Source organism: Bradyrhizobium sp. CIR18 (assembly GCF_014198295.1).
In the GTDB taxonomy this organism is placed as follows: domain Bacteria; phylum Pseudomonadota; class Alphaproteobacteria; order Rhizobiales; family Xanthobacteraceae; genus Bradyrhizobium.
The window spans coordinates 222863-241213 of the sequence record NZ_JACIHF010000009.1; the positions used below are offsets into that span (position 1 = coordinate 222863).

The window sequence follows — 18351 nt, forward strand, 5'->3', positions numbered from 1 at the left end:
GCACGCCATAAGCCTGCTTTATAGACAGGGGAGTTGACGCACTCACGCTCGAAGCGTGCACCGCACCATCTCTTCGCCCGTAAGCCCTGTCTTTAGGCTGTGATGCCAATGACACCAGACTTGGCAAAACTCGGCAATTGCCAAATTCTCACCGCGCTCATAACATGACGTTATGCCCGAGCTACGCCGGATGCTGCCCTCCAGCAACGCCCTCTTCGTCTTCGACGCAGCGGCGCGCAACGGCAGCTTCACGGCCGCAGCCGCTGAATTGAACGTCACGCAACCCGCGGTGAGCCGCATGCTCGGCCAGTTCGAGGAGCATCTCGGCGTCCGCCTGTTCGATCGCAAGGCGGGCCGCGCGGTGCTCACCGAGGAAGGCGAGCTTCTGTATCGCCGCGTGCTCGAAGGCTTTCGCAGCATCGAGACCGGACTCGTCGAGATCGAGCGCCGCCGCAAGGGCACCGAGACGGTGACGCTGTCGGTGTCCTCCGCCTTCACCACGCACTGGCTGATGCCGCGCATCGACAAGCTGCAGAAGCAGTTTCCCGAGGTCGATCTGCGCTTCCAACTCATCTCCGGCGCGTTGCGCGGCCCCGTGGAGAATGTCGATCTTGGCATGCGCTTTCGCGATCGCGACGAGCCGTCGTCGGGCGGCACGCTCGTGATGAAGGAAGTCATGCTGCCGATGTGCAGCCCAACCTATCTCGGGGAAACCGATCCCACCGAGAGCAACACCATCATCCGCCTCGCCGAGACGCCGGGCGACTGGGCCGCGGATTACGCATCGCTCCTCACCGGACGCCGCGGCGCGGCCAAGGCGCTGAGCTTCACCGATTATGCCGTCGTGGTGCAGGCCGCCCTGCTCGGCCAGGGCATCGCGCTCGGATGGTTGACGGTCGCCTCGCACTGGCTGCTCACCGGCGCGCTTGTGCCGGCCTCCGACCGTCTGACCACCACGCGCCGCGTCTGCGAATTCCTGCCGCCGCGCAACCGGCCGATGCGCCCGATCGCTGCTGAGATCCGGGATTGGATCATCGTACAGATGCGGGATGAGCTAGTGGCAATCGATCGGCAGTACCCACCACTTGGATTGATGGCTGCGTGCTACTGAACCGAAGGCAGGACGCCCCAACTTGCAAAATCTAGACGTGCCGTAGAGATCTACTTGAGACGGTCACTGTGTTCCGCGGGGCTGCCGCGCCGAAGCCCTGAGGGCGAAGGCGGGCGCCGCGTTACGCCGCTTGAGCGTTCGAGACACCGTCCGGATCGAAGCTCTCTTGCTGCGATCGGAAGACGCCAGGCTCCTCGCGAGCTGATCAGATCGCCCTACTCCGCAGCCATTGCCGTTCGCAACTCCGGTTTGTCCGTCGCGCTCTCAGGGCTCTCATCCGCAGTCGGCTTGATGCGGAACCACGCCGCATAAAGCGCAGGCAGGAAGAGCAGGATCAAGACGGTGCCGACGGCCGTGCCGCCGATCAAGGTATAGGCCATCGATCCCCAGAAAACGGAGTGTGTGAGGGGGATGAACGCCAGCACCGCGGCAAGCGCGGTCAGGATCACGGGCCGCGTGCGTTGCACCGTGGCTTCGATGACGGCGTGGTAATCGTCGAGGCCCGCCGCGCGGTTCTCCTTGATCTGTTCGGTCAGGATCAGGGTATTGCGCATCAGGATCCCGGCCAGTCCGATCAGTCCCAGGATCGCGTTGAATCCGAACGGCTGGTTGAAGATCAGCAACGCAGGGACGACGCCGACGAGACCAAGCGGTGCGGTCAGCATGACGAGGGCCATCATCGAGAATGATCTGACCTGAAGCATGATGACGATCAGCGTTGCGGCGATCATGGCGGGAAAGATGGTCGCCAGCGCGTCATTGGCCTTCGTCGCCTCCTCGATCGAGCCGCCGGTCTCGATGCGATAGCCGGCCGGAAGCGATGCGATCAGCGGCTGAAGCGCTTTCACGATGTCCTTGGAGACCTCAGGAGGCTGGGTCGCCTCGTTGATGTCCGAACGAATCGTGATGACCGGGGTGCGATCGCGGCGCTTCAGGATCGGCTCTTCGAGCTGGACTTCCGAATGGCCGATCTGGTCGAGCGGGATCAGACGGCCGTCCCGGCTCGTCAGTGAAAAGTCGGCCAGCCGCGCCGGATCCAGCCGCTCGCCGCCGGCGCTGCGCGCCACGATCGGGACATTGCGAATGTCTTCGCGGACCTGCGTGACGGCGATGCCGGTCAGGAGGAACTGGAGCTGCCGCCCGACTTCCGCCGGCGAGAGGCCGATGAGGTTCAGCCGATCCTGATCTGGAATGAAGCGGAGCACGGGTGTGCGATTGCCCCAGTCGCGATTGGCTTGTCGCACGTCGGGAACGCCTCGCATGACCTCGACGGCCTTTTCAGAGAGCGCGTATAATTTCGCGGGATCGGGGCCCATCACCCGAAACTCCACCGGGAACGGCGTGTAGGGTCCGAAGACGAGCTGGGTGACGCGCACACGCGCTTCCCGGGCAAGGCCGTGCGATACCGCCTCGCGGAGCCGCTGCTTCAGGGCCTCGCGCGCCTCGGCGTCAGGCGTCAGCACGACGATCTTGGCAAAGGCCGGATCGGGGAGCTCCGGCGCCATCGCAAAGAAGAAGCGCGGCGCGCCCTGACCGACATAGCTGGTGACGATCTTCGCTTCGGGCTGATCATGCAACCAGCCTTCGAGCTTCTCGACCGCGGCGGTCGTCGTCTCGATGCTGGTACCCTCCGGCAGGCGAACCTCCACGAGAACCTCGGGGCGATCCGACGTCGGGAAAAACTGCTGCTTGACCGCGCCCATGCCGAGGCCGGACAGCGCGAAGGCGATCACGACGAGGCTGCAGGTCAGAAACTTGTGGCGCACGGCGAAGGTGATGAGCCGCCGCAAACGCCGGTAGTTCGGCGTGTCGTAGATCGCGTGGTGACCGCCCTCGATGGGCTTGATCGCGGGCAGCATCTTGACGCCAAGATAAGGCGTGAAGATCACCGCAACGATCCAGGAGACGATGAGAGCGAACCCGACAACCCAGAAGATGTTGCCGGCATATTCGCCGGCCGTCGAGCGCGCGAAACCAACCGGCAGGAATCCCGCGATCGTCACCAGTGTGCCCGAGAGCATCGGCGCCGCGGTGTGGCTCCATGCGTAGGCCGCCGCACTGAGGCGGTCCATGCCCTCTTCCATTTTCACCACCATCACCTCGATGGCGATGATGGCGTCGTCCACGAGCAGGCCAAGCGCGAGGATGAGAGCACCGAGCGTGATGCGGTCGAAGAACCGGCCCGTTTCGAGCATGATGAGGAACACGACGGCCAGCGTCAGCGGGACTGCGGCGGCCACGACGATTCCCACGCGCCAGCCGAGGCTGAGCAGGCTGACCAGCAGCACCACCGCGAGCGCCATTGCGAATTTGATCATGAACTCGTCGACCGCGGAGGTGATGTTCACGGCCTGGTCGGTCACCTTGTCGAGCGTCATCCCGAGCGGCAGTGTCCGCGCCATGGCTGCGGACCTCTCTTCCAACGCCTTGCCGAGCGCCAGGCCGTTCCAGCCCTCCTGCATCACCGCCGCGAGCATGATCGTGGGCTCACCCTGGTGCCGGATGATGTAGGTGGGAGGATCCTCATAGCCGCGACGGACCTCGGCGATGTCGGACAGCTTCAAGGTTCGTCCCGCAGCAACGATCGGCGTGTCGGCGATCGCCTGCACGCTGTCGTAACCGCCGTCGACCCGGATGAAGACCTGCGGCCCGCTTGTGTCGATCGAACCTGCCGGGGTCACCGTATTCTGCCGCTGCAGGGCGGCAACGATATCCTGTGCCGACACGCCGAGCGTTGCCAGCTTGGGATAGGAAAACTCCACGAAGATCTGCTCGGGACGTTCGCCGAAGATATTGATCTTCTTGACGCCGGGCACGTGCAGCAGGTCCTGGCGGATCACCTCCGCCTTCCTGGCGAGCTCACGCATTGGCATGCCCTTCGCCTTGAGGGCATAGAGTGCGAAGCTCACGTCCGAATATTCGTCGTTGACGAAGGGGCCGAGCACGCCGGCCGGCAGCTTGCGCGCTTCATCTCCGAGTTTCTTGCGCGCCTGATAAAACTCTTCCTGCACGCTCGATGGCGGCGTGCTGTCCTTCAGCGTCACCGTCATGTAGGCATAACCCGGCCGCGTGGTCGTCTCCACCCGGTCGTACCAGGTCAGCTCCTGAATCCGCTTCTCCAGGGGTTCGGCGACCTGGTCCTGCATCTCGCGTGCCGTCGCACCGGGCCATACCGTGGTAACCGTGAGCGTCTTGATGGTGAAGGACGGGTCCTCGGCCCGTCCGAGCATGAAGAAGGCGTAGGCGCCTGCGGCCGCCAGCAGCATGATGAAGAACAGGGTCACGGCCCGCTCGCGAACGGCGACCGCGGAGAGATTGAAGCTCATGATTTGCTCCCGCCGTCGGTGGCCGTCCTGACGCGAGCGCCCTCGTGCAGGAGGTGAGCGCCGAGGGACACAATGGGGTCACTGGAGCTCGATCCAGAAATGATTGCCGCTTCGCTGGTCACACGCAGAAGCTTGATGGGACGAAAGTGTACGGTCGAGCTGGCGCTGTCGAACACCCAGACGCCGGTGGTCCTGCCATCATCGAGCACGGCGCCGAGCGGCACCTGGACTTCCGACTGACTGTCCTGGCTTGCGAGCCGAATGGTGACTGTCGCGCCGAGTGGTGCTGCTGCCGCCTCGCCGCCGAGCACGTAGCGGGCCTCGTAAGTCCGGGTCTGCGCGTCGGCGGAGTTCGACAATTGGCGCAGATGCGCCGCATAACGGCGTCCATCGCTGCCATACAGGCTGGCCTCGGCGAGCGAGCCGATCGCCGGCCGGATCGTTTCGGGAAGCGCCACCACGGCTTCGCGAGGCCCGGACTGCGCAAGCCGAACGACCGTCTGGCCGGCCGAGACCACCTGGCCGGGCTCGCCAAGCGTTTGCGTGACCGTGCCGTCCGCGTCTGCCACCAGCACGGAATAGGTCGCCTGATTTTCCGCGACCCCGGCCTCGGCTTCGGCCGCTGCGAGCTGGGCCTTGGCTGTATCCGAGGCGGCCTTCGCCTGCTCGTAGCGCTGCTTGGACGTCCATCCGTCGTTGACCAGGTTGGCGTATCGACGCTCATCCGCATCGGTCTGCACGACGACCGCGCGCGCTGCGGCGACAGCGTTGCGCTTCGCCGCGAGCGCAAGGCGGAGGTCGGTCTCGTCGATCCGCATCAGCGGCTGCCCGGCCTTGACCTGCTCACCGACATTCACCAGCCGCTCGACGATCTTGCCGGCGACGCGAAAGCCGAGATTGCTCTCCACCCGCGCGCCGATGGTGCCCGTGAACCCGCGGTCGGATCCGCTCACCCGCGTGGCCGTCGCCAGGCTGACCATCGGCGGCTCCTGTCTCGGGTCGCTCACGGCAGAGGCGTTGGGGGCGAAAATGCCAAGACTGACGAACGTGGCCACCCCCGCCGGGACCAAAATACCGGCCAACACGGCAATTCCCCTCTTCATGACGGTCTCCTCTGGAATTTAGATTTCGTTCGAACTCTATATTGACTTAGCGCTCGATCGCAATCTAAATTTGCGTCCTGACGGAAACGTGATCTCAGCAAGCCAGGGCGCGTCCGAGGGCAACTTGATAGATGTCGTTCGAAATCTATATTGGGCATAGATTTCGACTGAAATCCAAATGGAGGAGCATGATGCGCGTCAGTCGCGTTCAAGCCGCGGAGAACCGCCAAACCGTGATCAATGTGGCAAGTCGCCTCTTCAGGGAGCGCGGCTTTGACGGCATTGGGCTCAAGGATCTGATGGAAGGGGCCGGGCTCACCCAGGGCGCCTTCTACAAGCAGTTCGCGTCCAAGGAGGACTTGGCGGTCGAGGCCTCCAAGCGAGCGTTGGAGAGCGCTTCCACCCGATGGTCGGACGCGGCCGCACGCAATCCTGACGATCCGCTCAGCGCAGTGATCGGATTCTATCTCAGCGCAGATCATCGCGAAGAGAGAATGGACGGATGTCCGATCGTGGCCCTCGGCTCGGATGCCGCCCGGCAGGGCCCCGACGTCAAGGCCGAGTTCGAAGCGGGCATCAAGGCCCATCTCGACGTGCTCAGCCGCTTCATCGCCAAGGACGGCGACAAGGGGTCGAGAGACAAGGCCATGGCCATTCTCGCGACGATGGTGGGCGCCGTGACGCTGGCGCGCGCGGTCAACGACACCGACCTCGCACGGGCCCTTCTCGATGCCGCAGCCGCGCTGGTCCGTGAAGCCGCCGCCGCTTGAACGACGGCCCCCTCGAAACATGGAGAGACCGGATGCTTGACGTGAGCGAAGCCGGGCCGAGCTTGCTCAAATTATCGGAGAGGCTCAGTGTGCGTTTTCACAAGACCGGCAGCGGGCCTCCGCTGCTCCTCCTCCATACGATCCGGACGCAGCTCGAATATTTCCGCAGTCTTGCGCCTCTGCTCGCAGGATCGCACACGGTATACGCCATCGATCTGCCCGGCCACGGACACTCGCCGATCGATCCGGACGCAAGCTTCAACGAACCCTATTTCAGGCAGGCGCTGATACGTTTCCTCGAGGAGCTAGACCTCTCGGATGTCACGCTCGTCGGCGAGTCGATCGGGGGCGCATTGGCTCTCACGGTGGCGGCCTCCCTCCCACACCGGGTGAAGCGGGTCTTTGCAATCAATCCCTACGATTACGAGACCCGCTACGGCGACGGACTTCGACGTGGCAACTGGCTCGCGAACTTCATCATCGGAAGCCTGCAAGTGCCGGTGCTCGGCGCGATCAACGCGTCGCTCGAAAACAAGATCGTTCTCGGCAAGATCATGGGCGGCGGATATCACGACCCGCGCAAGCTGCCGGCCGATCTGCTCGCCGAGTTCGACAAGGTGGCCCACCGCCCGGGATACAAGCGGGCCGCACGCAAGGTGTTGGCCGGATGGCGATCCTGGAGCCAGGCCCGCGACTATTATTGGCAGATCTCGGCGCCGGTGACGCTCATCTATGGCGACAGCGATTGGTCCCGGCCCGACGAGCGCGAGCGCACACGGTCTCTCATTCCCAACGCGCAGATGGTGACGCTGAGGAATACAGGCCACTTCTCGGCTGTCGAGAACCCGTCGGAGCTGGCCCGGGCGATATTGGGCGCAGAATGAGCGCATGATCAAGCAGAGCACGCTCCTCCAACAGAAGGAGGCGAAGCGCGGCCAATGTGCTATCCTCCCCGCGAGGCCACCAACGGAGACAAAACATGCCAACCAGCGTCAAGCAAATGCTCGAAGCCGCCAACGCGGCGGTGCCCAAGATCACGTCGGAACAGGCCACTGACATGATCAAGAACGGCAACACGCTGGTCGTCGACGTTCGCGATGCGCCGGAGGTTGCGGCCAGCGGCAAGATCGCGGGGGCCGTGCACGTCTCGCGCGGGATGCTGGAGTTTCGCGCGGACCCGGAGTCGCCCTATCACGACAAGGCGTTCGACAAGAGCAAGTCCGTCATTCTCTACTGCGCGTCCGGCGGCAGGTCGGCGCTGGCGGGCAAGGTGCTGAAGGATATGGGCTACGAGAATGTCTATAACGTCGGCGGCTTCAAGGACTGGTCGGGGGCGGTGGAGAAATAGAACACGCGGGCCGGCCATTTGCCGAGCTTGGTTGCCGCCGAACGTCATCACCGGCGCTCGGCGCCCGCCCATGTACGCCGCGATCCATTGACGGTTGCCCGCCCGCCACGTCGCAGCACGATCGACGGGGACCGTTCAGGCGGAACGCGGCATCGGGACGGGCTGCGCGCTTCGCTCGCCCAGCAGCTTGCCGGTCGTGCTGTTGACGAAGTGCAGCGACATGCAGGCCGGGCACCTCACGGACACATAGCTGTCCGCCGGCTCGAAGCTCTCGGGCCGCGCGTCATCGATCCGATGCTGGACGTTCATGCCGGTGCGCGGGCACTCGAAGAGGATCTGGCGCTGCATCCCTTATTGATGCGCCCGAACCGCGGCCGGCGAAATTGCGGATGATTCCTTAGGGGCCTTCCCCCCGTGTTTGAGATGGGTCAAGGCAAACGGTCTGCCCACGCCTATGCTCTGCATGACATCGGGCGCGCTCCTGCTCCGGTGCCGAACGAAGCGGAGCCCGGACTCCTAGGCACTCCGGGCACCGCTTCGCAAGACGGGCACCGACCGACCGCGACCAGGGAGCCGGCTCCGGACGAGCGGCTTCGATGGAACCAGAGCAAGAACCGCGGGTTGAGATGGCGCAGCCCTGAACAGAACACGCAATCGGCCTCGGCGCTTCAAGGAAGCCGACGCTGATTGACGTCGTCCTTGTCGCCTGACCCGACCAACACGGCCGTACGGTACGACCTCCGCCGGAAACGGGCCACCATCGGGACCGCCACGATCAGGAGAGCAGCCATGATATCCGCCAACATCGACGATCTGACCGCAGTGGTGCGCTACGCGCTCGAAACCACCCGTGCGACCACGATCTGCCCTTTCCACGATGAGGTGATCGTCCGCGTCGGCGACGACGCCGCCGAGAGCCATGCCTACGAACGCGCCAAGCGAATCCTCAGGAGCGACGGCACGGCCTTCGAGGCGGACGCTCTCAGGGAAGAGATCGGCCACCAACTCGCCGCCGCCGCGGACGGGCGATGCCCGAGATGCGACCGGACCGATCCGAACGGATAGGCCGCAATCCCCTCAATCCTCCACCCGAAACAGCCGCCACCGCTCCGGCACGCCCTTGAGCTGATGCACGCCGTGATCGCGGAACCGGATCTCCGACTGCGCCATCAGGTCCTTGACTGCGCTCGAGACCAGGACTTCGCCGGCGCGCGCTTTGGCGGCGACGCGCGTGCCGATGTGAAACGCGAGACCGACCATCTCGCCTCCGCTCACACTGTACTCGCCCGCATGCAGCCCGACCCTGATGTCGAGCCCCAGCGTGCGCACGGCCTTTTGGATCGCAGTCGCGCAACGGACGCCGGAAGCCGGCGCCTTGAATGTCGCCAGCACGCCGTCGCCGGTCGTCACCACTTCCTTGCCACGCGTACTCTTCAGCTCCTTGCGCACGGCCGCGTAATAGTGGCCCATGACCTTGGTCCACCGGGCATCGCCGAGCTTTGCCGCCTTTTCGGTGGAGCGGACGATATCGACGATCAGGATGGTGGCGAGTGCCTGCTTGAGCTCCGCGCTCCGCTCGCCGGATCGGGGCCGGAGCGCTATCGGCCCGGCCAGCGGTTCGTAGCGGTGGCTGCGGCGCCGGGCGATAGCCGCTTTGGCGTAGTCCTGGGCGCGCTGCGTCGTGCCGCAGCGAACTGTCTTCTCCTGCGGCAGTCGCGTCCAGTAGACCCTTCGCCCATCGCCGGCGCCCTGCACCTCCACGGCACCCCACTTCAGGAACACCGCCGAGCCGACGCGCCGAACGCACCACGCCTTCGACGTGTAGCCGGATACGTTGGACTGCAGGACTCCGATGCGAAGGAATTTGGGCATGAACGTGCGGCCGATTTGAAAGACCCTTTGGGCGTCTTCGGGGCGGAAGCCTATTCGTACAATCCTGCATCGGCAATAGGGGCTTGCCAGGGCTGCCGGCGGCGCCTGACATCGGGATCGTGCTGACAACGCCCAAACGCGAGCCGCCCGTCCATTCGTCGGTCGGAAGATTCTCTTGTCCAAGCAACGATCAGCCTCCAGACGTGTTCTTCCGACATGAGATGCAGTGAGGCGCGCCATGGGCAAGGATGATGGACTGAAGCCTGACGACTTCCCGATCGAGGCCGACAAGGACAAGCTCAGGACACGCAAGGGCGAGCCCGTCGCCTCGGCGGAGTCGGACAAGATTGCGGACCAGATCGCCGAACGTCTGAACGAGCACGCGCACCAGGAAGAGCAGGATCGTTGGTCCGCGTAGGCGTGATGGGCGTGCCGTCCCAGATTGGAACGACCGCGCGGTCCTGAGCATTGGCCTGCACCGGGGTCCGACAATTCCGGCGAATGGCGGCCTCGGCTCGACCTCCGCCCCCTGGACCGAGAGCCGGGGCTGCTTGACCGAAGCAAGAGGAGCGGACATGAAAGTGCTTGTTCTCGCAGGGCTCGTTGCGGCTCTCGCATCGCCTCCCTCCGCGTTCGCGCAAGGCGGCGCGGGTACCTCCAGGACCGGGTCGAGCATCAATTCGACCGGGACGGGCGGCACGACCGGAGCAGGAGCTTCGGGCCTCAATACCTCATCGGACAACAATAGCGGCGGCGCCAGCGCCCCGGCCAAATCGACAACGACGCGGCCCGGGACAACGACCCAAGGCAAACCCAGGGCGGCCAGCAGGCGATGCCGAACTCGGGCTCCACCGGAGCGAACCGCAAATAGATGCGCCGCTGGCAATTCGTCCTGGGTCAGGCAGTCGCCCTACCCGTGATACGCGAACAGCTCGATCGGATCGCTGAAGCCGCGGACCTCGTGCTTGCCGACGTGCTCCAGCTCGAACTTCTCCTCCACCAGCTCCGCAAAGTCGCGTGACAGCAGCACCGTTCGACCGAGCTGCTTGGTGAGGGCTTCGAGGCGGGAGGCCATGTTGACGGCGGGGCCGATCACGGTGAAGTCGAGCCGGCTGGTTGAGCCGATATTGCCGTACATGACATCGCCGACATGGACGCCGATGCCGTAGTTCAGCGGCGCGCGGCTGGTCGCGTTGTTCCGCTCGTTCAGCCCGGTCATGGCTTGACGGGCTTCGGTCACGGCGTGGAGCAGGTTCGCGCAGGCATCGGGCTCATGAAGCGGGAAGATGGCGAGCAGGCCGTCGCCGATGAATTTCAGGATCTCGCCGCCGTGCCGCGCGATCGGCTCGGACATCGCGTCGAAATAATCGTTGAGCAGATCGATGACGTCGTCGCGCGGCCAATTGTCGGAGATCTTGGTGAAATCCCTGAGGTCGCAGATCATGATCGCGGCGCGCACGGTCGTGCCGCTGCCGCGCCTGGTGGCACCGGCGAGGATCAACTGGCCGGCATGGGAGCCGACATAGGTCTCCAGCAGCGTGCGCGCCAACCGGTTCTTGATGCGGATCTCGCTGACCAGCGCCAGCACCGGCAGCAGCTTCTTGAGCGCGGCAATATGCGAATCCTCGAAGCCGCCGGGACGGTCGGTCGCGAAGGTGATGAGATGCCGCTTGCCGAGCGTGTGGTAGAGCGGCCAGGCCACATAGTCGGTCAGGCCCTTTTCGCGCATCTCGTCGTAGAGGGCGTGCTTGCGGCCGAGCGAGGGATCGCGCTCGAGATTCTCGCGCACCTCGCTGGCGCCGTCCTGCATTTCGTTGGCGGGACTGCCAATGAATTCGGACCGCTCGCGGACGTCATAATCCACCCGCGCGATCTCCGCCTCGCGCATGCCGTCGGACCACATGAACCGGGCGCCAAGCCATTGCGGATGGTGGATCAGGACATGCAGCGTCGACCGCTTCAGCGGAATGCCCGCCTGCTGCAGACGGATGCACATGTCGGCGAAGATATTGTCGATGAAGCGTTCGTCGCGCGTGCCGTTGGTCAGCCAGTCGACGACACCGTCGGCCTGCGTGGCGTGGTTGTCTTGCGCGGTCATGTCCTGCCCTTCACGGCGGTCTGCATCAGGGCAGATATCGGGCCCCGGCTCCGCCGCGTCAACCTAGCCAGTTGCATGGATTGTACGCATCGGCCGGTCGGGGCTATCGCCCCTTAGCCGACGATCCGGATCGACCCCAGCACCACCAGACCCGAAACGAGCGCGAGCCTCGATGTCTCGGTCATTTCGATCCTGAGCGTGCCGTTGCCGGGGATGGCAAAATCCTCACCATCGAGGCGGATGCGGCAATCGCCGTGCGCTGCGTAAACCAGATGCGTGCCGGCATGCAACGGTCGATCGCCGGCTTCCCTGAGCGCTTCAAGCTCGATCTCCACGACGCCGCGCCGCGCCATCAGGTTGACGACCTCGACCGGCCCGGCGTGAAGCTCCGTCACGATCTCGAGCTCGCCGGTGAAGCGCACGGTCGTAAAAGGTTCACGCTCGTCGAATTCCTGGCCCGGAGCCTTGAGCACCAGCCCGCGCCCACCGACCACCATCTGCAAGCGGTCGATGCCCGGCATATGGGAGAAGGGACCGGGCGCCACGATCGGCGTGCTCGCAAAACGCCAGAGCATGCTGCTCCAATCCTTCACCGCTGCGTCAGCGCGATGTTCATCCGCGATATCGGTGAAGATGCCGCCGCCGTTCTTCCAGGGCGAGCGGGTGTAGTCTTCAGATCTGAGCAGTGTTGCCTTCATGGCGGTCCTCGATGCGATGGCGATGCAGGGAAGCGCGTTCGCCCGGCGGGCGGCAATGCGTCCGAAATTGCGGTCATGTTGCGGCTTCCGCTCGCCCGGGTGCGCTGGCCTTGAGATGACGCAAAAGCGCTGCCGCCTCCGTCGGCGGCCGACGCTCGATCCGGCGATACGCGCGCCCGTCGGCCGTTCGTGAGACCATGCCGTGATCGCACAGCGCGCGGCGAAGCAAGGCATCATCGGCGAAAGCGTGCTGACGGTTCAGCAGCGTCTTCACTTCCGCCTCGGCCAGACTGCTCCGCGGCGGAAAGCCGGCCCACAGCACCCAGAGGCTCAACTGCTGCAGGCTGTGGCGGGCCGGCCAGCGCAACAGCCTGCCGTGGTCGTCGAAATGGCGCGCGGCGCGTTGCACGCGCTTCAAATCGACGGCATCGACTTGTGGTGCGGGCGTGCCGCGGTCATCCACGGCAGTGCCGACCGCACGCGCGCGGAAATGCTGATAGTTCCTGTGTCCCGTCGCACGCGCAAGAATGTTGAGCAGCTCGACGTGACCGGGCGGCGACGTCCGTTGCAGCAGCTGGGCACGTACGGATTTCGCGAGCGCGGAGATGTCGCCCGCGACAAAGGCAATGGGAGTTCTGGTCATGACCAATCCTCGATGCGCCGATCCGGGTAGGATTGTCGGAGGTCACCGGCTTACGACGCGGCACGAGGTTGGTGTCGGTGCGATTGAGCCTTGCAGGTTTAGCTTCCCTCGCGGGACGGTGACGCCTGGGTGAACTGCAGACCCACGCAGTTCCTACTATAGACGCCCGGCGGGCTCAAGAGCCTGATGCGAGATGCGCGGACAAACGCGATTAGAACGCCAGATGTCCCGGACTCGGACGCCGCTATTTCGACGCCAGTGTCGCCACGGCCCGCCAGGCGGGGTCGGGCGCGGCCGATGCGAGCTGCTTGCAGCGGTCGCGCATCAGCTCGGCGGGACGATCGTGGCCGCGCCGTTTCAGCACGGCCTCGAAATCGGCGAGCGCATCGGCAAACCGCCGCGCGCGATAGCAGGCAAGGCCGCGCTCGTAATCCCCGATCCAGCCGATCGCCTCTCCGTCGATGGCGTCTTCGTCCGCGATCCCGACCAGTTCGTGGACGGAAAGTCCCTCCTCCCGTCCGTAGACCGCGATGCTGTCGACCTCGCGCGTGATGACGGCGCCGCGCGCCAGGCGTTCGGTCGCCTCGCCGATCAGAATCTGCGTGCCATAGGATTTGTTGGCGCCTTCGAGCCGGCTGGCGACATTCACGGCATCGCCGATCACGGTGTAGTTCAGCCGCAACTCCGAGCCGATATTGCCGACCAGCATGCGGCCCGAATTGATGCCGATCCGGATCTGGAGCGGCTGACCGAGATCGTCGGCGAGGCCCGATGCTTCGATCGCCCTGCGACAAGCGAGCGCCGCGCGGCAGCATCGCGCGGCGTGGTCGCGTTGCGGCTGCGGCGCACCCCAGAACGCCATCACGGCATCGCCGATGAACTTGTCGATGGTGCCGCCATTGGCGACGATGATCTCCGAGGTGACGTCGAGATAGCGCGACAGGAGCGGCACCACGCGATCGCCCAACCGCTCGGACAGCCCGGTGAAGCCGGCAATGTCGATGAACATCACGCTGAGCTCCTGGACGCTGCCGCCGGGCCGCGCTTCGACGCCCTGGCGCAGCAGGCCGCGGACCAGATCGGCCGGGATGAATTTGCGGAACGCGGAGAGGCCGGACGCCATCTCGGCGATCGCACCCGACAGACTCGCGATCTCCTTGAGTCGTGACGGGTGGCGGCGGACCTGCTCCAGCGCGAAAGCCTCGACGTGGCGAAGCTCGCCGACGACACGCGATAGCGGCGCGGCGATGACGGATCGCGCCAGCATCGCCGAGGCCAGCGCCGCGAGCACGGCGCCGATTGCGAGGCCGAGGATCAGGCGGTGCAACGTCGTCTCGACCGGCCCGAGAAATTCGGCCTCCGGAATCACGGTGGCGAGCGACCAGCCCGGAAACGGCAGCGGCGTCAGCGCGACCTCGTAGGCCGCGCCGCCGGAGGTGAGCCGGCTCCGCCAGGCCTCCTTGCGGCCGGCCTCGCCCGCCTTGTCGAGCGCTGCGCGCGCCAGCGGCAGCAGCGTCGTGTTGCCCCGCGCCGGATGGAGCTCGTCGGCCTCCTTGTCCGGCGCCGCGACGAGTTCGCCGCTTCCATCGACGATGAAGGCAGTTCCCGTGCGTCCGACCTCGAGCTGCGACAGGAAACGCGCAAGCCTGGTATATTCGATGATGACGGCCAGAACGCCCTGCCGCTCCTGATAGACGTCGATCGGCCCCGCGAACGCGATCGACGGCCGCTCGCCGGTCGGGTGGTCCATCACCCTGAACCATTGCGGCTCGTCCGCGGTCAGCCCGGCCTTGAACCAGGCCTGATCGGCGACGTGGAATCCGCTCGGCTCGAACCGGCGATTGGCGAATTCGATATCGCCGGGCACCACGTCGTATTCATCGACGCGGCGCTGGCCCGGATGATCGGTCAGCGAGATCTCCATCATCTCCAGGCGGCGATCGCCGAGCTTGTGCGCGGCGAAGAAGGAGCCGTCGGGCCAGCCGAAGGCGACCCAGGAAATCGTTGCCTGCGACTGCAATTGCGACAGGAACACGAATTCCCGCTTGTCGGCCTCGCGGGTGTCGAGCACGTTCTGCAGGAACAGCGTTCGGATCGCGGTGTGCGCGGCGCGGGCCTCGTCGACGATGGCCGAGACCTCCTTGCGCACCGCCGCAACGATCTGCTCGTTGATGGTCGCGGCGAGCTGCCGGCTGGTCGCCTCCGCCGTGCGCCACCAGAGCAGGCTGGAGAGCGCGGCCGTCAGCAGGATCGCCGCGAGGACCAGCGCGGACACCGCAAGACGGATGCTGACCGTCAGCCCAGCGATCGCATGAAGCCGTCGTTCGGGATCAACCTTCATCGCTGTCTTCGCCTGCCGGTCCATACGAGCCACTGACATTGCTCTACGCCGCCGGCGCCCGCCCGTTACGTCTGGCAGGAAATGGACACGCGCCGCCAATGCCCGGTGGCTACTGTCTCGATAGACCCTAGGCATTGGCCTTCAAAGAACGCTTGCCCGCTAATGCCGGCCCAAGCGCACCGGCGGTGCGCCCGATCCAAACGGTCTCACGGGTTCGTGAGCAGTCTCGCTGTAACGCGGGCTGCGCGCGCAGCGAAGGAGACCATGCGCGCGTCGCCTGCCAGGCGATGCCATCTCGAACAGGAGAATCTCGATGTCTGCCAAACATGCCGTCACCTCGCTCGTCCTCGCCGGCGCCGTCTCGACCGCGCTCGCGACCCTCGCCGCCGCCGGCCCGCTGACCAAGGCCGAGGGCGAAGCTGCCGTCGCCGCCAAGAAGGAAAAGTGCTTCGGCGTTGCGCTGAAGGGCCAGAACGATTGTGCGGCAGGACCGGGCACCACCTGCCAGGGCACCTCGACCATCGATTTCCAGGGCAACGCCTGGAAGTTCGTGCAGGGCGGCACCTGCACCAGCATCGAGTTGCCGGGCGGCAAGAAGGGCTCGCTCAAGCCGGTCTGACCGCCGCCGCGACGTCGCCAACAAGCACGAACGGAGCAGCACGATGAGCACGGTGATCCAGCCGACCCGACCAGCAGCCATGCCGCTCCGCTTCGCAACGCCCATCGGCGGCGTTGCCGGGACGAGCTTCAAGCCCGAGCATCTGCCTGATATCCTCGAGGCGGGACCTCGGCGTGGCTTCTTCGAAGTTCACGCCGAGAACTACATGGGCGATGGAGGTCCGCCGCATCGCGCCCTGGAAGCGATCCGCCGCGACCATCCTCTGTCGCTGCATGGCGTCTGCATGTCGATCGGCGGCCCTCGGCCGCTCGACAAGGCGCATCTGGCGCGCTTCCGTAGCCTCGTCGCGCGCTATCAGCCGGCGCTGGTCTCCGAGCATCTGGCGTGGTCGACCCATGAGACCAGCTTCTTCAACGATCTGCTGCCGCTGCCCTATACCGAGGCGTCACTGGCTTGCGTCTGCGACCATATCGACCAGGTGCAGGAGGCGATCCGGCGACCGCTTCTGCTGGAAAATCCGTCGACCTATGTCGCCTTCCGCGAATCCTCGATGCGCGAGACCGAGTTCATCCGCGCCATTGCCGAGCGCACCGGCTGCGGGTTGCTGCTCGACGTCAACAACGTGTTCGTCTCCGCCACCAATCAGGGCTATTCGGCGCTCGACTACCTCGCAAATTTCCCGCTGTCGCACGTCCAGGAAATTCATCTTGCGGGCCATGCCGAGCAGGCCGACGACGAAGGCGAGCTGCTGTTGATCGACAGCCATGACGGCCCGGTCGCGGACGCCGTCTGGAAGCTCTATGAAATCGTCATCAGGCGCCGCGGCGCGGTGCCGACGCTGGTCGAATGGGACAGCAAAATTCCGGACTGGCCGGTGCTGCAAGCGGAAGCCCTTGCCGCACAGGCGATCCTCGACCGTCATCAATCCACAGCAATGGCAGGAGAGCGTCATGCTGCCTGAACCCGGTCTGTCCTTTGCTGCTGCCTTCGCGCCGGCGCTGCTGGATCCGGCACGCAGCACGCCTGCGATCGTGACCGGCCCGAACGGCAAGGCCGCCGGCCGGCGCTACGATGTCTACCGCAACAACGTCACCGTCAGCCTGATCGACGCGCTGGCCGCGATTTATCCGGCGGTGCAGCGCATCACCGGCGCCGAGTTCTTCCGCGCCATGGCGCGCTTCCATGTTCGCAGCAATCCGCCGACCTCGCCGCTGCTGTTCGAGTATGGCCGCGACTTTCCGGAGTTCATCGCAGCCTATGAGCATGCGCAAGATATGCCCTTTCTCGCCGACGTCGCGCGCATCGAGCGGGCCTGGCTCGACTGCTACCATGCGCGCGATGCCGCCCCGCTGCCGGCGGACCGGCTGTCGGCGGTGACGCCTGGCCGATTGGCAGAGCTGGTGTTCGTTGCTCACCCGGCTGCCCGATGCCTGCGCTCGCGATACGCAGCCGTCACGATCTTTGCTGCCAACCGCGACGGTGCACCGCTTCTGCGCATCGATGCCTCGACGCCGGAGGACGCCCTGATCACGCGACCGGCATTCGACGTCACGGTGCGCCGCCTTCCGCCCGGCGGCGCGGTCTTCGCGAGTAACCTGATCTCGGGGCTATCGCTCGGCGAGGCCGCGGCGGCGGCGCTGGAGGCTGCGCCCGAATTCGACATCGCCGCGAACATCGCCGGGCTGATCGAAGCCGGCGCCTTCATCTCGCTCGCTTGCGGAGACCCATCATGATCACGGACCAACGCATGACTACCGAAAGCGGACTGCCCTCGCCCTGGCTGCTCGTCGACAGGGCCAATCGTCTGATCCAGACGCTTGCGACGCCTTCGCTCGTCCAGCTCGTGCTGCGCCTCGCGCTGGCGGTGCCGTTCTGGCGCTCGGGCATGCTCAAATGGGGCGGCTTCCTCAGGCTGAACGACAGCGCCGTGACTCTGTTCAGCGACGAATTCATGCTGCATCTGCCGGGCGGGCCCTATCACTTCCCGGCACCGACCGTGATGGCATTCCTGTCGGGCTCCGGCGAGATCCTGCTTCCGATCCTGCTGGTGCTCGGGCTGGGCACCCGGCTGGCCGCGCTCGGGCTGTTGTTCATGACTGTCGTCGTCGAGCTCACGGTGCCCGATGGCTGGCCGATCCACCTCACCTGGGCGGCGATGGCGCTCGGCATCATGGCTCACGGGCCGGGGAACATTTCGCTCGATCATTTGCTTTGTCGCGCGCGATCGCAGCCGCAGTAGATACCCGATTTTGTGTCTCCACATGCATCGCCGTCATCCTGAGGTGCGCGCCCTTGCGCGCCTCGAAGGATGGGCCGCAAGCGCCCGTGGCCCATCCTTCGAGGCTCACCCTGCGATGCTCTCGCATCGCAAGGTGAGCGCCTCAGGATGACGTCAAAGGGTGTGGTCAGCAGTAGCCCGAAT

At 65.3% G+C, this 18351-nt stretch carries 18 protein-coding genes; 10 read left to right on the top strand and 8 right to left on the bottom strand.

Annotated features, from left to right (window positions below; all coding sequences use genetic code 11):
* The first annotated feature begins 172 nt into the window (after window positions 1–172).
* Window positions 173–1111 carry a LysR family transcriptional regulator gene (locus tag GGD65_RS26255; RefSeq protein WP_018316996.1) on the top strand — a complete coding sequence of 313 codons (939 nt, stop codon included), beginning with the start codon at window positions 173–175 and terminating at the stop codon, window positions 1109–1111.
* A gap of 215 nt (window positions 1112–1326) precedes the next feature.
* Here GGD65_RS26255 and GGD65_RS26260 read toward each other — a convergent pair whose 3' ends face one another.
* Window positions 1327–4437, bottom strand: coding sequence for an efflux RND transporter permease subunit (locus GGD65_RS26260; protein WP_183237080.1), 3111 nt, complete (start codon window positions 4435–4437; stop codon window positions 1327–1329).
* Complete coding sequence (locus GGD65_RS26265) at window positions 4434–5540, bottom strand: efflux RND transporter periplasmic adaptor subunit (protein WP_183237081.1); 1107 nt, start codon at window positions 5538–5540, stop codon at window positions 4434–4436. Before GGD65_RS26265 ends, GGD65_RS26260 begins: the two co-directional genes overlap by 4 nt.
* 191 nt (window positions 5541–5731) lie before the next feature.
* Between GGD65_RS26265 and GGD65_RS26270 the strand changes: the two genes are divergently transcribed.
* From GGD65_RS26270 to GGD65_RS26280, 3 genes are all read left to right on the top strand, one after another.
* A complete protein-coding gene (locus GGD65_RS26270) occupies window positions 5732–6310 on the top strand; it encodes a TetR/AcrR family transcriptional regulator (protein WP_183237143.1) in 579 nt (192 codons plus the stop codon).
* 32 nt (window positions 6311–6342) lie between these two features.
* Window positions 6343–7194: an alpha/beta fold hydrolase gene (locus GGD65_RS26275; protein WP_183237082.1), complete on the top strand. Its 852-nt coding sequence runs from the start codon at window positions 6343–6345 to the stop codon at window positions 7192–7194.
* A gap of 95 nt (window positions 7195–7289) precedes the next feature.
* On the top strand, window positions 7290–7658 hold the full coding sequence (locus GGD65_RS26280; protein ID WP_183237083.1) for a rhodanese-like domain-containing protein: 369 nt from the start codon (window positions 7290–7292) through the stop codon (window positions 7656–7658).
* 135 nt (window positions 7659–7793) lie between these two features.
* On the opposite strand, the gene GGD65_RS26285 is transcribed toward GGD65_RS26280, so the two are convergent.
* Window positions 7794–8006 carry a hypothetical protein gene (locus GGD65_RS26285; RefSeq protein WP_183237084.1) on the bottom strand — a complete coding sequence of 71 codons (213 nt, stop codon included), beginning with the start codon at window positions 8004–8006 and terminating at the stop codon, window positions 7794–7796.
* A 441-nt stretch (window positions 8007–8447) separates the two neighbouring features.
* Here GGD65_RS26285 and GGD65_RS26290 point away from each other — a divergent pair, with 441 nt between their 5' ends.
* A complete protein-coding gene (locus GGD65_RS26290) occupies window positions 8448–8723 on the top strand; it encodes a hypothetical protein (RefSeq protein WP_018316989.1) in 276 nt (91 codons plus the stop codon).
* A 12-nt stretch (window positions 8724–8735) separates the two neighbouring features.
* Here GGD65_RS26290 and GGD65_RS26295 read toward each other — a convergent pair whose 3' ends face one another.
* Window positions 8736–9530, bottom strand: a complete 795-nt coding sequence (locus tag GGD65_RS26295) for an adenylate/guanylate cyclase domain-containing protein (protein ID WP_018316988.1) — start codon at window positions 9528–9530, stop codon at window positions 8736–8738.
* A gap of 238 nt (window positions 9531–9768) precedes the next feature.
* Between GGD65_RS26295 and GGD65_RS26300 the strand changes: the two genes are divergently transcribed.
* Window positions 9769–9948 (top strand): hypothetical protein, encoded by a 180-nt coding sequence (locus GGD65_RS26300; protein ID WP_018316987.1) that lies wholly within the window; start codon window positions 9769–9771, stop codon window positions 9946–9948.
* Window positions 9949–10440: 492 nt separating this feature from the next.
* On the opposite strand, the gene GGD65_RS26305 is transcribed toward GGD65_RS26300, so the two are convergent.
* The 4 genes from GGD65_RS26305 to GGD65_RS26320 all read right to left on the bottom strand — a co-directional run bounded on the left by GGD65_RS26305 (window position 10441) and on the right by GGD65_RS26320 (window position 15310).
* Window positions 10441–11628 (bottom strand): adenylate/guanylate cyclase domain-containing protein, encoded by a 1188-nt coding sequence (locus GGD65_RS26305; RefSeq protein ID WP_183237085.1) that lies wholly within the window; start codon window positions 11626–11628, stop codon window positions 10441–10443.
* 113 nt (window positions 11629–11741) lie between these two features.
* Window positions 11742–12326 carry a HutD family protein gene (locus tag GGD65_RS26310; RefSeq protein WP_179734646.1) on the bottom strand — a complete coding sequence of 195 codons (585 nt, stop codon included), beginning with the start codon at window positions 12324–12326 and terminating at the stop codon, window positions 11742–11744.
* Between the two features lie 73 nt (window positions 12327–12399).
* On the bottom strand, window positions 12400–12969 hold the full coding sequence (locus tag GGD65_RS26315; RefSeq protein WP_092253839.1) for a DUF2087 domain-containing protein: 570 nt from the start codon (window positions 12967–12969) through the stop codon (window positions 12400–12402).
* Window positions 12970–13213: 244 nt separating this feature from the next.
* Complete coding sequence (locus GGD65_RS26320; RefSeq protein ID WP_183237144.1) at window positions 13214–15310, bottom strand: adenylate/guanylate cyclase domain-containing protein; 2097 nt, start codon at window positions 15308–15310, stop codon at window positions 13214–13216.
* Between the two features lie 313 nt (window positions 15311–15623).
* Here GGD65_RS26320 and GGD65_RS26325 point away from each other — a divergent pair, with 313 nt between their 5' ends.
* From GGD65_RS26325 to GGD65_RS26340, 4 genes are read left to right on the top strand one after another with little or no spacing between them, the layout of a single operon-like run.
* Window positions 15624–15929 (top strand): DUF2282 domain-containing protein, encoded by a 306-nt coding sequence (locus tag GGD65_RS26325; RefSeq protein WP_092253843.1) that lies wholly within the window; start codon window positions 15624–15626, stop codon window positions 15927–15929.
* A gap of 43 nt (window positions 15930–15972) precedes the next feature.
* Window positions 15973–16890: a DUF692 domain-containing protein gene (locus GGD65_RS26330; protein WP_183237086.1), complete on the top strand. Its 918-nt coding sequence runs from the start codon at window positions 15973–15975 to the stop codon at window positions 16888–16890.
* Window positions 16880–17662, top strand: coding sequence for a DNA-binding domain-containing protein (locus GGD65_RS26335; protein ID WP_183237087.1), 783 nt, complete (start codon window positions 16880–16882; stop codon window positions 17660–17662). Before GGD65_RS26330 ends, GGD65_RS26335 begins: the two co-directional genes overlap by 11 nt.
* On the top strand, window positions 17659–18168 hold the full coding sequence (locus GGD65_RS26340) for a DoxX family protein (RefSeq protein WP_183237088.1): 510 nt from the start codon (window positions 17659–17661) through the stop codon (window positions 18166–18168). The genes GGD65_RS26335 and GGD65_RS26340 overlap by 4 nt, the downstream gene beginning before the upstream one ends.
* The last annotated feature ends 183 nt before the right edge of the window (window positions 18169–18351 follow it).